The following is a 14633-nucleotide window of genomic DNA, read 5'->3' as shown; positions in this document are numbered from 1 at the left end:
GAAAAATTAAAGCCATATATAATAAATCCCTTCTCTTTTTCTTCTTTTCGAGGCAAATCTTTATTATAAAAAAACTGCACAAGGTTATTTCCTTCTACAAAATATTTTTCATCAATAGGAATTGAAAACAATTGAGGTTTATTAAATACAGTATTCTTCTTCAACTTTAATCTATATTTTCTATTTAAAATCATTACCCCTTCCTCATCGTTATCAATATTCTCTGAAACCAAATTAATTTTCAAATTAGATTTATCTTTCACAACCACATTATATTCGGCAGAAAAATGCGCAACATCACTCTTCCCTAAATCTTCAACTATAACTTGATACCTAGGAACCTTTTTCGATTTATCCCATCTAAATATTTGAACTCCTCCGTCGATAGTTCCTTTTTTGTGATATCTCATATGACTAAAAACCCATTTTCTTGCTTCATCGGAAGTAAGTTTATTTCTAAAATATGATTGATCTGCTAAAAGCCAACCTCTTTCATTTTCTTCATATAGTTTCTTAATCGTATTCATATTCCTTCCGTATTCTGAATACCTTTCACTTTCAGGATAATTTTTAAACTTCTTGGCTTTTCTATCATAATATATTTGACGAAATTGAATAACACTATCTCCTAGATAATGTTTCCCTGAGTTTATATGTGTGGCAAAAATGACATCGCCTTCCTTTTTAAAATGATTGACATAACTAGCACCATATTTATAATCCATAAAATACCATTGCGCCAATCTTTTGTCTACTAAATTACCGGACTTTAATTTTACGCTCACCAAACTATAGACCTCTTTATATTTTACCTGACTTAGCAGCAATAGTAAAACAACTCCTGAAAAAAGCAAAACACCTTTCTTTCTTTTAAAAAAAGAAAATCGGTAGGATATAATTTTATACAACTCATATATAAACACTCCCACAAACAAATGTATCAGAGGTAACAAGTAAACAAAATATCTAGGAGCGAATGCTTCCCTGAATACAAAGCTCATCAAAACAAATGGAATGATAAAAAAAGAAAATAGGTATAACATAGGCTTAAAATTCTTGATCAAGCCTAAGAGTATACCTATTCCTGCCAAGCACAATAAAATAGCCCCTACATCATACAGCATAACATCTTTATAAACCCCAAAAACTTTATAAGGTGCTGACTCCCATAAATATTTTAACCGATCTATGTCGGGTACAATCCAGTCTACAATTTCTTGATGTAGTAATAAGTTTAACACCGATCGAGTAAATTCCAAAAACATAGGACTTATCACTAGTAATAAAATCACTAATAAAGAAACCAGTCCAACATATCTATATTTGACAACATTCTTTTCTGATTTCACAAAAATAGTTTTCACTCCCATAACTCCTAAATAAAAAGAAAGTGCGAAAAATGAAAGAAAAACAAGCTGGTGACTCAAGAAGGCTAGAATAAAAGAACCTAAAACATATAAAAAAGAAGGAATATCTATATTAAATTTCTTGAGATATTTATTATTTGTTGCAAGCTTTTTAGGCTCTACAAACATATACAAACACAACAAAAACAAGAGGAAGAAAAATTCAAAAAACGAATAATTCCGCAGCACCCTACTCCAATAAATAAGCATTAAAGAGAATATATTTAATACAGCAGCAACGAGACCAACATATCTATTATAAGTCTTTTTACCCAATAGATACACCATATACACACTCAAAGAACCAAAAATCACACTTGGTAAGCGAGCTACAACCACAGAGGTGGAAACAAACTTAAAAAGAGGCAATAAAATTAGGGTATATAAAACACCATTATTATCACCTGGAAACAATTCTCCTGTTCCTTTTAAAAAGTTCAATGCCGTATTATAAAACACAAACTCATCTCCCCAAATTGCCAAATCAGCCACAAACAAGTACCTCAACAAAAACCCTATAACAAGCAATACTGCAATTATTCTACTCTCTTGTTTCTCGATAAAATTCATTAAATATTTTGTTTGACTGATTTATGCGAAAATATCATAATCTTTAAAGTTATCCTAAAACAAAAAAAAAGCCCGAATCAAATTCGAGCTTTTTTTTAATCAAGATAGAGATTAATCTTCCAATATCCCCATCTTACCTGTTTGATAATCCATCATGGCTTGATGAATTTCTTCTTGCGTATTCATTACAAAAGGGCCATAAGTAGCCACTTTCTCTTTGAGAGGTTCTCCTGTTAAAATAATAAATTCACTTTTACTATTCGCTACTAATGAAATACCATCACCAGCTCCAGAAAAAGTAAGCATTCTGTTACCATCTTCATTTAGAGCTTCTGTATCATTAATCGTCAATTCTCCACTTATCAAATAAATCAACGCATCATGACCATTTGCTATTTCAATTTGTTTTTGAGCTCCAGCTTTTGCATCCCCCCATAACATATTTATAGAAGTCTGCGTATTTATTTTTCCAGTTTCACCTTCAAATTCTCCAGCAACAACTTTTAAATCCAAGGCTCCATCTTTAGTTGAAATCACAGGCATCTCTTTTCCTTTGACATGCTGATAAGCAGGATCCATCATTTTATGAGAGGCTGGTAAATTTAACCATAATTGAATTCCTTCTAACTTTCCTCCTTTTGCTACAAAGTCTTTTGTAGGTCCTTCCGCATGGATAATTCCTTTTCCTGCTGTCGTCCACTGCACATCACCTCCACTCACTACACTATTATTCCCTAAGGAATCTCTATGCAATTGCTCCCCTTGAATTAAAAAAGTAATCGGCTCAAAACCTCTATGCGGATGAGGCCCTAAATCAAAAGGATTGCTTTCTGGACTGATATCATATGGTCCATAATGGTGTAGTAAAATAAATGGATCTACGTCATTGATTTGAAAACTTGGTAAGGGCTGTCTCAATCGGATGGGCCCCATGTTTACAAAATTACTTTTACTTTTTGCTTGTATATTTTTAAGTTTCATGTCTTTATTTTTTTAATTACTTATTTTATTCTGTCTTTTAGGTTTTAGAAAAACAATCCTTAAAAGACTAAAATTTCACTCTTAAAAATCACAATCCTACCTTATTTTATCAAGTAAAGCATTCAGCTGTATTGCCTCTTCTTCCGTCAACCTATTCATGGTCTCTCCTACTCCATCCATATTTATTTCTTCTAACATTTTTAAGCCCAAACTAGCTATCTGAACATATACAACACGTCGGTCATTTTCACAACGAACACGTTCCATTAAGTTCTTAGCACAAAGCTTATCCATCAATCTAGTTGTATTCGGCGATTTCTCAATCATCCTATCTTTCACCGTTTGTACGGTTACCTTTTCCTTCGCTCCACGTAATATTCTCAATATATTGTATTGCTGAACACTAATTTTAAATGGCTTTAAAACGTGATTTGATTTATTTTCAATCCAATTGGCAGTGTACTTTATATTGATTATAGCCTTTACATGTTCAGATGGGAACGTAGAATTTATATCTTTTGCTAAATCTCCCATAGGCTATTAAATTTCTTTTTGAAAATTCGCTATTTCTTTTGCTAAACTTGCTTTCAATTCAGAATTTACCACTTCTCCATCTTTGAAATTATCAAAGAAAGATGGGAAAGACATACTCCCAGTAACTTTAGCTCCTAAATGAGGAAAGCTTGATGCTGCAATTTGCAATACCGTTTGCCCTCCTCTTCCACCTGGAGATGTAGCCAATAATAAAACAGGTTTTTCTCTCCAAACCTTTCCGTTGATTCTACTCAACCAATCAAATGCGTTTTTAAATGCAGCTGAATAAGCTCCATTGTGTTCTGCAAGAGAAACAACAAATCCATCCGCCCAATCAAATATTCCGCTCAATCTTTTTGCTTCTTCATGAATTCCTTCCTCCGTTTCTAAATCTATTCCATATAAAGGCAATTTAAATTCATTTAAATCAACTATCGTCAACACAACCTCATCTAATTGTTCGCCAGCATATGTTGCCAAAGTTTTATTGATAGACTTTTTACTGTTACTACCACCTATTACTATTATATTTTTCATCTTTAATTAATTTTTTATTGTTCGTATGATATCAGTTGGATTTTTTACCATTTGTGCCACCGGACAGCTTTTTGCTCTTTCTTTAAGAGCTTCTAATTGTTCTTTTGAAATCTTTTTCTCTACAACAATCTCTTCATGAATAGTTTTTACAATTCCTTGCTGCGTTAATTTGGTCTCTTCTTTGACCTCCACAGTAATTTCTCCTAAATCCCATTCCATTTTATCGGCATACGTTCGGAGTGTAATGGCAACGCAACCACCAATGGCTGATAAAAAATATTCAACAGGCGTTGGTCCTGTACCACTACCTCCTTTTTCTTTTGCCGTATCGACAGGATATGTAAATCCTCCACTTTGTGCATTGGCTTTGAAATTTACTGGACTTAGCATCACTTTTGAAGAAGGCTTCTCTTTCATTAAGCCAATCTTTTTCTAAACACATAAGAAACAATCAACAAAGTCAAAGCTATTATTGCTCCAAATTGTTCACCATCCCCAATAGAAACATGCGCTCCTATGGCTAGTAAAAAATCAAAAAAGAAACCTGCATAGGCCCATTCTTTAACGGTTTTCCATTTTGAGATCGTGATTACTAACACTCCTGAAACCTTAAGAAAAGCCAAAGGATACATGACCCAAGTAGGAAAGCCTAAACCGACAAACACAGGTTGAATTTCTGCATTATTAAAAACATACATCCCAGCAGACATTAACATCATTGCACTTAATAATCCTGTTGCAATCCAAAAAATAATTTTATTCGTTTTCATAATATAAAGTTTTAATTATGGTACAAATGTAATAAAAATAATTTTAATTACCATGGTAAATAAAACCAAGGTATATAAAAAATGATATTTGATTCCATTTTTGTACTTTAGCCGCGCAAAAATCAGCAATACTAATGGATATAAAATTCAACGCAAACGAAGATTCTAACAGACTTCTTTCAACAGATTTAAAGAAAAAGCTTTTAAAAGTTTATGAAGGTGGTGGTAAAAAGCGTATTGCTAAAATTCATGCAAAAGGCAAACTTACTGCCCGTGAACGTATTAGTTACTTATTAGATAATGACGCTAAAGCTATAGAAATTGGAGCTTTTGTGGGAGACGAAATGTACGAGGAGCACGGAGGTTGTCCTTCTGGTGGTGTTGTTGTAAAAATTGGAAAAATAAAAGGCATGCAATGTATAGTTGTTGCCAATGATGCCTCGGTAAAAGCTGGTGCATGGTTTCCGATCACTGCAAAGAAAAATTTAAGAGCTCAAGAAATCGCAATGGAAAATAAAATTCCAATTATCTATTTGGTGGATAGTGCCGGAGTTTATCTTCCTCTGCAAGATGAAATTTTTCCCGACAAAGAACACTTTGGAAGAATTTTTAGAAACAATGCCATTATGAGCAGTATGGGAATTACTCAAATTTCTGCTGTTATGGGGAGTTGTGTAGCCGGTGGTGCCTACTTACCTATTATGAGTGACGAAGCTTTGATCGTAAATAAAACAGGAAGTATATTTTTAGCAGGAAGTTACTTGGTAAAAGCTGCTATTGGAGAAAGCATCGATAATGAAACTTTGGGAGGAGCTACTACGCATTGTGAAATATCTGGAGTTACAGATTACAAATCGGAAGATGACAAAGACGCTTTAGACACCATTCAAAATATCATCGATAAAATTGGTAGTTCTGATAAAGCGGGGTACAACAGAAAAGAAGCAATTGAGCCTAAAGAAAATCAAGAAGAAATATTTGGAATTTTACCAAAATCTAGAGCGGATCAATATGACATGAACGAAATCATCAAAAGATTGGTTGATGATTCAGAATTTGAACCTTATAAAGAAGAATTTGGTAAAACCATTATTTGCGGTTATGCACGTATTGATGGTTGGGCAGTAGGAATCGTTGCCAATCAAAGAAAAGTGGTGAAAACTGCAAAAAAAGAAATGCAATTTGGAGGGGTTATCTATTCAGATAGTGCAACCAAAGCTACTCGCTTTATCTCTAACTGTAACCAAAAGAAAATCCCATTAGTGTTTTTACAAGATGTTACTGGATTTATGGTAGGAAGCAAATCTGAACACGGTGGAATTATTAAAGATGGTGCCAAAATGGTGAATGCTGTAAGCAACTCTGTAGTACCTAAATTTACTGTGGTTATTGGAAATTCTTATGGTGCTGGTAACTATGCCATGTGTGGAAAAGCATACGACCCTAGGTTGATCTGTGCTTGGCCAAGTGCGCGTTTGGCTGTTATGGGGGGTACTCAAGCTGCCAAGGTACTTTTACAAATGGAAACAGCTTCATTAAAAAGTCAAGGTGAAGTAATCACGCCAGAGCGCGAGGCGGAAATACTAAAATCTATTGAAGAAAAATATGACAAACAAACATCTCCATATTATGCAGCAGCAAGATTATGGACCGATGGAGTTATCAATCCTTTAGATACTAGAAAATGGATTAGCACAGGAATCGATATTGCAAACAATGCACCGATAGAAAAACAATTCAATCTTGGAGTAATTCAAGCTTAAACGTATAATTTATACATTTAAAAAAGGTCAATACTTAACGGTATTGACCTTTTTTTTGAACGAATAATTAAAATACTGTTTGTATTTATCTAATTGATATTCTATAAATAGTTTACAGTTTATGACATGCATCATAAAAATAATAAAGACTCGGTTTTATTTTTGAATACGAATATTTTGTAAATTCGAATCACAAAACATACAAAGAATGAGTAAAGCTATTTATATTGCCACAATAGAGTCACACACGGGGAAATCATTGGTTTCTTTGGGTCTTTTAAGAATGATGCTTACGAAATCGATTAAGGTAGGATATTTTAGACCTATTATTAATGATACCGAAAGTGGTCAATTTGACAACCACACCAAAACAGCTATCAATTTTTTTAATTTAGACTTAAAACTATCTGATTCTTATGCCTACAAGCAAAGCGAAGTTTTAAAATTACTGAGCAAAGGAAAGGTGGATGAAGTGATTCAAACGGTTATTGAAAAATATAAAAACCTTGAAGCACGTTTTGATTATGTTTTAGTAGAGGGAACTGACTTTTCTGAAGAAGGAAGTTTTTTGGAACTTGATTTAAATCTTGCCATTGCTAAAAATTTAGGAATTCCTTGTTTGATCGTAGGCTCTGGAAAGAACAAAACAACAGATGAGTTTATCAACAGTATGGAAATTACTTACAAAGCTTTCAAAAGAAAAGAAGTAGATATTCTTGGTTTAATTGCAAATAAAGTAAGTCTTGAAGACAGAGAATTGGTGGCATCGCAACTAAAAAAAGTAATTCCTAGCGAAATTCAAATTGATGTCATTCCGGAGAGCTTATATCTAGAAAACCCTACGGTAAAAGAAATCAACGAGGCTTTAGAAGGTAAAGTTTTATTCGGAGAACAATTTATCGACAATACTATTGGTAGTTTTAGTTCTGGTGCGATGCAACTAAGAAATTACCTAACTCGAATCAAAGAAAATGCTTTGGTGGTTACCCCTGGAGATAGAGCAGATATTATTTTAGGAGCTTTACAGGCCAACGCCTCTTCTAATTATCCTAAAATTGCTGGACTGATTTTAACAGGAGGGTTATTGCCAGAAGAATCTATTTTGAAACTTATTGAAGGGGTTCAATCTACAGTTCCCATTATCTCTGTTAAGGGAGGAACTTTTGGAACCACTAATAAAATTGGAGCGGTGAAGTCTAAAATCTACTCTACCAATTCTAAAAAAATATTATTGGCCTTAGATACTTTTGATTCTTATGTAAATGCAGAAGGGATTGCCAATATTCTTACGCAATACAACTCAGAAAGAATTACTCCAAATATGTTCCAATACAACCTGATGCAAAGAGCTAAGGTGAATAGAAAACATATTGTATTGCCAGAAGGAAATGATGATAGAATTATTCAAGCCGCTGCTCGTTTACAATTGTTAGATATTGTAGACCTTACGATTTTAGGTGATAAAAACACCATTCAATTAAAATGTGATCAATTAGGACTTCAGATAGATTTAGACAAAATCAATATTTTGAATCCAGAAGACTCTGTTCACAATAAAGAATTTGCACAAACCTTATACGAAGCTCGTAAACATAAAGGTATGACGGAAACTACTGCCAATGATTTGGTCAAAGATGTTTCTTATTACGGAACCATTATGGTAATGAAGGAAATGGCAGATGGAATGGTTTCTGGTGCTGCCCATACAACGCAACATACAATCAAACCTTCCTTACAATTGATAAAAACAAAGCCAGGTGTTTCGGTTGTTTCTTCAGTATTTTTTATGTGTTTGCCTGATCGTGTTTCTGTAATGGGAGACTGTGCGGTAAATCCAAACCCAAATGCGGAACAACTTGCTGAAATCGCCATCAGCTCTGCACAATCATCAGAAGCGTTTGGTATCAATGCTAGAATAGCAATGCTATCCTACTCTTCTGGAAGTTCAGGAAAAGGAGAACAAGTAGAAAAAGTAAGAGCAGCCACGGAAATAGTTTCTCAAAAATATCCCGATTTAAAAATTGAAGGACCAATTCAATACGATGCTGCAGTAGATATGAATATCGCTAAAAGCAAAATGCCAGATTCTAAAGTAGCGGGTCAAGCTTCAGTATTGATTTTCCCTGATTTAAATACAGGTAACAATACTTATAAAGCCATTCAAAGAGAAACAGGTGCATTGGCAATTGGGCCTATGTTACAAGGATTGAACAAACCTGTAAACGATTTGAGTAGAGGATGTACTGTTGAGGATATTTTCAATACAGTTTTACTAACCGCAATACAAGCAAACCAAGAATCATAATGAATATATTAGTACTGAATGCAGGATCATCGTCGTTGAAATATCAACTTATTTCAATGCCCTCTCAACAAGTGAAATGTGTGGGATTGGTAGAAAGAATAGGAATGGATGATGCCATTTTCACACATGAAAAAGGAAAGCAAGAACACAATGAGGTATGCCCTATTCCAGATCATACCGTTGCTCTAAAAAAAGTGGAAGCTGCATTGATGCATGCTGATTATGGCGTGGTTAAAAATGTGGATGAAATTGATGCGGTTGGACATAGAGTTGTTCATGGAGGAAGCAGATTTACAAAAACCGTTATGGTAACCGAGGATGTAAAAGAAAATATAAAAGAATTATTTGCTTTGGCTCCTTTACACAATCCTGCAAATTTAACAGGTATTGAAGTTGCAGAGAGTGTTTTTAAAAATGCAAAGCAGGCGGTGATATTTGATACTGCTTTTCATCAAACAATGCCGCAAGAAGCCTATCAATATGCCATTCCAAACAAGTATTTAAGCGAAGACGAAATAAGAGCCTATGGTTTCCATGGAACGAGTCATAAATATGTTTCAGAAAAAGCAATTGAATATCTAGGAGAAAAATCAAAAAACATCATCACCATTCATTTAGGGAATGGTTGCAGTATCTCTGCAATTAAAGACGGAAAATGCGTTGAACACTCAATGGGATTAGGCCCCTCAAATGGTTTGGTAATGGGAACTAGAGCTGGAGACATTGACCAGTCGGTTATTTTTCATCTTCAAAAGAAATTTGGAAAAACAGCAGAGGAGGTAAATCATATACTACAAAAAGAATCTGGAATGAAAGGTTTGACAGGACATTCAGATTTAAGAGATATAGGAAATTTAGCAGCCGAAGGAAACAAAGATTGTATCAATGCTTTGAATTTAGCAGCACATAGAATAAAAAAATACATCGGTTCTTATACCGCAATTTTAAATGGTTTAGATGCTATTGTTTTTACAGCTGGTATTGGTGAAAACTCTAGTTTGATGCGTGAGTTAAGTTGTAAAGACATGGATTGGCTAGGAATTCAATTAGACAATGAAATCAACAACACAAGGGCTAAAGGTATTCGAGAAATTCAGAAAGCGGATGGAAAGGTAAAAGTCTTAATCATTCCGACCAACGAAGAAATTGAAATTGCCAAACAAACTTTTGATCTTTTACAGGAATCATAATTAGTAACTCTTTTACAATATTGCACATGGAAATTACATCTTTTAACAACGAGTTGGTTTTTGAAGATAAAATCAAAACCAAAGTAATCCTAGAAACATCTTTCTCTAAAGAAATCCGCATTGTAATGAAGGAAGGTCAAGAGATGAAAGAGCATAAAACAAAATTCCCAATTATTGTACATGTACTTGAAGGTTTGGTTGATTTTGGAGTACAGGGGACTGTTCATCCATTTGATGCAGGTTCCATCATAAGTCTTGATGCCAATATCCCTCATGATTTACTCGCAAAGAAAGATAGCATCATTCGATTGACTTTATCAAAACAAGATACTGTGGACCGAGTGGAAAAGGTGATTGATGATTCCACAAAACAATAGACCATGAAAACTATTGAATCCAGAAAAGATATAAAACTATTAGTAGATACTTTTTATATAAAAATTAGAAAAGAAGAGACTTTGGGCCCTATTTTCAACAAACACATCCCAGAAACGAACTGGCCTGAACATCTTGAAAAGCTAACGGATTTTTGGGAAACAAATTTGTTTGGAATTCCTAAATTCAAAGGAAACCCTACCTTAAAGCATGTCAATGTAGATAAAGGCTTGCATCATAAAGTGGATCAAGTCCATTTTGGCTTATGGTTACAATTATGGTTTGAAACCATCGATGAACTCTATACGGGAGATCTAGCGATTAAAGCAAAAGAAGCCTCCAGAAGAATGGCTCATGGACAATTTATGGCTATTTGGAATCAGAGACCAAAAACACAACAGTAAAATTCCTTGGCTTTCAATAATAAAATAAAACTCGTTGCATATGACCCTTTATGGGCAAAAGAATTTGCTTCCATCCGTTCTATTTTATTTGAGAGTTTAAAGGATAATATACTTGAGATAGAACATGTTGGAAGTACCTCAATTCCAAACTTAATAGCCAAACCAATTTTGGATATTGACATCGTTATTAACCCTACTAAATCACAACTCCATTCTGTAATCAAAATCTTAAATCAACTAGGATACAAACATGTTGGAGATCAAGGGATTTCGGGTAGGGAAGCATTCAAAAGAACAACTGAAAAAGTTCCGATATCTGATATAAACAAAACATGGATGGCTCATCATTTATACGTTTGTCAGGAAAACAGCTTAGCTTTTTTAAACCATACAACTCTAAGAGACTATTTATTACAGCATCCCAATGAAGCCGCTGATTATGGCGTTTTAAAAACAAATCTTGCTAAAAAATTCCCCCATAACATGGAAGCATATGTATCTGGAAAAACAGAATTTATTTCTTCAATTTTAAATAAAAAAGGTTTTAAGGATTCTGACCTTCGCAAAATTTCTAAAGAAAACAAGGCTTCCTGATCCTAAAAAATTATTTATAAAAAACAATACCATAGTCGAATGGACGACTGCAAAATATACGCATCTACAACCACAATCTACTGCTCTACTCACATAACTATCCACACTCATCAAGTTTAAATAAAACTTGTAAACTAGGGTAGTAATTTTTACATTTGCTTTTCAAATTTTAACAGAAGTAAATTACAATTAGAAATGGGTAGAGCATTTGAATTCCGTAAAGCAAGAAAGATGAAACGTTGGTCAGCGATGGCTAAAACTTTTACACGTATTGGTAAAGATATCGTGATGGCTGTAAAGGAAGGTGGACCTAACCCAGACACAAACTCTAGATTAAGAGCGGTTATGCAAAATGCCAAGGCTGCAAATATGCCAAAGGACAATGTAGAGCGCGCGATTAAAAAAGCAACAGACAAGGATACTGCAAACTATAAAGAAGTCTTATTTGAAGGATATGCTCCTCATGGAATTGCAATTGTTTGTGAAACTGCAACGGATAACAACAACAGAACTGTTGCCAATGTGCGTGCTGCTTTTAACAAATGCAATGGTACTTTTGGAACTTCTGGATCGGTAATTTTTATGTTTGATCATACTTGTAACTTCAGAATCAAATCTGAAGGTGTAGATTTAGACTTAGAAGAATTAGAATTAGAATTGATGGATTTTGATGTGGAAGAAGTTTTCCAAGATGAAGATGGAATCTTAATTTACGGACCATTTGAGCAATTCGGAGCAATTCAAAATTATTTAGAAGAACATAGTTTGGAAATTCTTTCTTCTGGATTTGAAAGAATTCCAACAACAACAAAAAAACTAGGAGAAGCAGAACAAGCAGAAGTTGAAAAACTACTTGAAAAATTAGAAGAAGACGATGATGTACAAAATGTGTACCACTCCTTAGAGATGTAATCCTCAAAGAACACAGTGTACAAAGCACAAACCACCTAATTCACTAGGTGGTTTTGTTTTTTAATAAATACTTATATTTAGTTATATTTGTTCAAAAAGAGAACTAATAAAGAACTAATGAATTTTAACTACTTTTTAAACTCCTATACTAAAAAGAACGGAACTAAATCGATTCGTTTAAAAATTTCAAGTTCTAACAAGGACACTCAATATATAGATTCGAAGATATCTATCAAGACCAATCAATGGGATCCTAAAAAACAAGTTGTAAAAAAACATCCTTTAGAAGATCAATTTAATTCAGAACTCAGTTACTTGATGAATGAAATACAATCTGTTTTCTACAAAAACAAAGGTGTTTCTGCAGCTCGTTTAAAAAAACTGTGGGTTGCAAGTGTTAAGTATGACTCTAATTCTTTTATTGACTTTTTTCAGTCCGTTGTTGATGAATGGGAATTAAAAAAACAACATAGAACTTCAAAAACTAACCAGATCTATATTGATAAATTAAAGATGTTTCAATCAAACATCACATTCAGTGACATTTCTGTCCAGTTTTGTAAAGACTATGAAAAATGGATGCTCAACAGAGGTAATAAACCTAACACTATAGCATCAAATTTTAAAAGCATTTACGCGATATTAAACAAAGCTGTAAAAAGTGGGGTTATTCCACATAATCCAATGAAAGGATTTGAAATAAAAACTGTAAACGTTGAAAAAATATCACTTTCTTTTGAAGAAATAATATTGCTCTCAAATCTAAAAATTGAGAAAAGGCACAAGGGCCTCTCACTTTCAGTAGATCTATTTCTATTTTCTTTTTATACAGCTGGCATGAGGTTTACAGATATGTGTAAATTGAAATGGGACAATATTATTGGCAATGATGTTGTTTATACTATGAACAAATCAGAAAAGAGAGCTGGTTCCAGGAGAATAATTCCAATGAATCCAAAAACAATTGATATTCTTGAAAAGTACAAAGACAAAAATCAGACATATGTCTTCCCTATTTTATATGGAATGGAGAAAAAATCACAAAAAGAAATAGAATATAAAATATACATTGGCAACAATAACATGAATCGATCCTTAAAGATTGCAGCTGAAAAAGCCGGAATTCAAAAAAAGATATCAATGCACATGAGTAAGCATTCCTTTGCAGATTATGCTGTTAAAAACGATGTTGGAATACTAATGCTTTCCAAGCTTTTAGGACATACTAAATTGGCCACAACTCAAGCTTACCTGAAAGACTTTTATCACAAGGAAGAATCTGACACTATGAATAAACTATTTGGATAACAATTATTAAATCAAAGCTACTATGAAAAAGATTATTTTAATTTTAATTTTAAGCCTTACAACTCATCATTCTTTCAGTCAATATTCATTCAGCTACAAAACTGAATTATGCCAATTTGACCTTGTTTACAATGATGGTTTTAAAACTACCTTTCAAGTTGATATAGACGATCCAGTCATCAAAACATTTGAAACTGCCATTGATAAATATATTAACACAGGCGAACACTGTTATATGGGAAATCAACCGCCAATTTGTGAGTTTAATTTCAGTTACACTAAAATCAATAATAAAAAAGAAAAAATAAAGAGCACACTAAGACAAGTAATGAATTTTGACTCCATAAAGTTTATTTCAATCTCAAAGGTTTACGAAAAACCAAAAACATGTAAAGAAGTTGACTACCAATGTCAAATACACCTGAAAGGCAATAGCTCTCCTCGTTTGTTTTATGCTGGATGGGTGAATGTTCAAAATAGTCATGACTATGGTTTTCACAGATTCATTGAAAGTTGGAAATCATATAAATCAGGAAACATTAAACAAAAGATAAAGTGGGATTTTAAATCTAAATGCACGTCTGATTATACTATTTTATATGTATTTGATTATTCTATCATTAAACAAATACATACCTACAGCTCCAACACCAGGGTTAAAACAAAATAATGTAATTACAACTAATGCTATATATTACTTTAATATTAAGTCTAAAAAAACAAAGGAGTATAACTCACTCCTACTCCAACAGTTGGCTTTAGCGCTATATCATACCCAGCAAAAACAGACAACCCAAATCGTTTAATTGGTACCGTAGTTACTTGAGAAGAAATACCTGTAGTTTGAATCAATGGATTTGAGTTCGTAACATCAGCCGTCATCGTGTTTTTAAAATAACTTCTTTTAACTCCAACTACTAAACGCTGTGTATTCGATATTTTAAGATCCTTTAAGGTTATTCCCAAATGAGAAGAAATTCCTCT

The 14633-nt window shown here is 33.4% G+C and carries 15 protein-coding genes and 1 pseudogene; 9 read left to right on the top strand and 7 right to left on the bottom strand.

Annotation, left to right across the window (positions count from 1 at the left end; all coding sequences use genetic code 11):
- From P8H68_RS13985 to P8H68_RS13960, 6 genes are all read right to left on the bottom strand, one after another.
- Window positions 1–1976 (bottom strand): glycosyltransferase family 39 protein (locus tag P8H68_RS13985; protein WP_300326530.1); only part of this gene is annotated, 1976 nt, incomplete at its 3' end.
- 111 nt (window positions 1977–2087) lie between these two features.
- Entirely contained in the window at window positions 2088–2957 is an 870-nt protein-coding gene (locus tag P8H68_RS13980) for a pirin family protein (protein ID WP_300326527.1), read from the bottom strand.
- A 96-nt stretch (window positions 2958–3053) separates the two neighbouring features.
- Window positions 3054–3491, bottom strand: coding sequence for a MarR family transcriptional regulator (locus P8H68_RS13975; protein ID WP_300326524.1), 438 nt, complete (start codon window positions 3489–3491; stop codon window positions 3054–3056).
- 6 nt (window positions 3492–3497) lie between these two features.
- A complete protein-coding gene (locus P8H68_RS13970) occupies window positions 3498–4028 on the bottom strand; it encodes an NAD(P)H-dependent oxidoreductase (protein ID WP_300326522.1) in 531 nt (176 codons plus the stop codon).
- A gap of 6 nt (window positions 4029–4034) precedes the next feature.
- A complete protein-coding gene (locus P8H68_RS13965; RefSeq protein WP_300326519.1) occupies window positions 4035–4445 on the bottom strand; it encodes an OsmC family protein in 411 nt (136 codons plus the stop codon).
- The gene (locus P8H68_RS13960) at window positions 4445–4798 is read right to left on the bottom strand and encodes a DoxX family protein (protein WP_300326516.1); all 354 of its coding nucleotides are present in this window, start codon (window positions 4796–4798) and stop codon (window positions 4445–4447) included. Before P8H68_RS13960 ends, P8H68_RS13965 begins: the two co-directional genes overlap by 1 nt.
- A gap of 134 nt (window positions 4799–4932) precedes the next feature.
- On the opposite strand from P8H68_RS13960, the gene P8H68_RS13955 reads away from it, so the two are divergent.
- The 9 genes from P8H68_RS13955 (at window position 4933) to P8H68_RS13915 (ending at window position 14319) form a co-directional block, all read left to right on the top strand.
- Window positions 4933–6561: a carboxyl transferase domain-containing protein gene (locus P8H68_RS13955; protein ID WP_300326513.1), complete on the top strand. Its 1629-nt coding sequence runs from the start codon at window positions 4933–4935 to the stop codon at window positions 6559–6561.
- Between the two features lie 208 nt (window positions 6562–6769).
- Window positions 6770–8866 carry a phosphate acetyltransferase gene (gene pta / locus P8H68_RS13950; RefSeq protein WP_300326510.1) on the top strand — a complete coding sequence of 699 codons (2097 nt, stop codon included), beginning with the start codon at window positions 6770–6772 and terminating at the stop codon, window positions 8864–8866.
- Entirely contained in the window at window positions 8866–10056 is a 1191-nt protein-coding gene (locus tag P8H68_RS13945; protein WP_300326507.1) for an acetate kinase, read from the top strand. Before pta ends, P8H68_RS13945 begins: the two co-directional genes overlap by 1 nt.
- Before the next feature lie 26 nt (window positions 10057–10082).
- On the top strand, window positions 10083–10433 hold the full coding sequence (locus P8H68_RS13940; RefSeq protein WP_300326504.1) for a cupin: 351 nt from the start codon (window positions 10083–10085) through the stop codon (window positions 10431–10433).
- A gap of 3 nt (window positions 10434–10436) precedes the next feature.
- Window positions 10437–10835, top strand: a complete 399-nt coding sequence (locus P8H68_RS13935) for a group III truncated hemoglobin (RefSeq protein ID WP_300326501.1) — start codon at window positions 10437–10439, stop codon at window positions 10833–10835.
- Between the two features lie 6 nt (window positions 10836–10841).
- Entirely contained in the window at window positions 10842–11429 is a 588-nt protein-coding gene (locus tag P8H68_RS13930; RefSeq protein ID WP_300326498.1) for a GrpB family protein, read from the top strand.
- A gap of 195 nt (window positions 11430–11624) precedes the next feature.
- On the top strand, window positions 11625–12341 hold the full coding sequence (locus P8H68_RS13925; RefSeq protein ID WP_300326495.1) for a YebC/PmpR family DNA-binding transcriptional regulator: 717 nt from the start codon (window positions 11625–11627) through the stop codon (window positions 12339–12341).
- A 117-nt stretch (window positions 12342–12458) separates the two neighbouring features.
- On the top strand, window positions 12459–13649 hold the full coding sequence (locus P8H68_RS13920) for a site-specific integrase (RefSeq protein ID WP_300326492.1): 1191 nt from the start codon (window positions 12459–12461) through the stop codon (window positions 13647–13649).
- Window positions 13650–13671: 22 nt separating this feature from the next.
- Complete coding sequence (locus P8H68_RS13915) at window positions 13672–14319, top strand: hypothetical protein (protein WP_300326489.1); 648 nt, start codon at window positions 13672–13674, stop codon at window positions 14317–14319.
- A gap of 41 nt (window positions 14320–14360) precedes the next feature.
- On the opposite strand, the pseudogene P8H68_RS13910 reads toward P8H68_RS13915, so the two are convergent.
- Window positions 14361–14633, bottom strand: a pseudogene (locus P8H68_RS13910) (hypothetical protein); the annotation flags it as partial.

Origin of the sequence: Flavicella sp. (genome assembly GCF_029238425.1) — a bacterium.
In the GTDB taxonomy this organism is placed as follows: domain Bacteria; phylum Bacteroidota; class Bacteroidia; order Flavobacteriales; family Flavobacteriaceae; genus Flavicella.
Note: the sequence above shows the minus strand (reverse complement) of the source record. Positions and strands in the feature narration are given on the sequence as shown.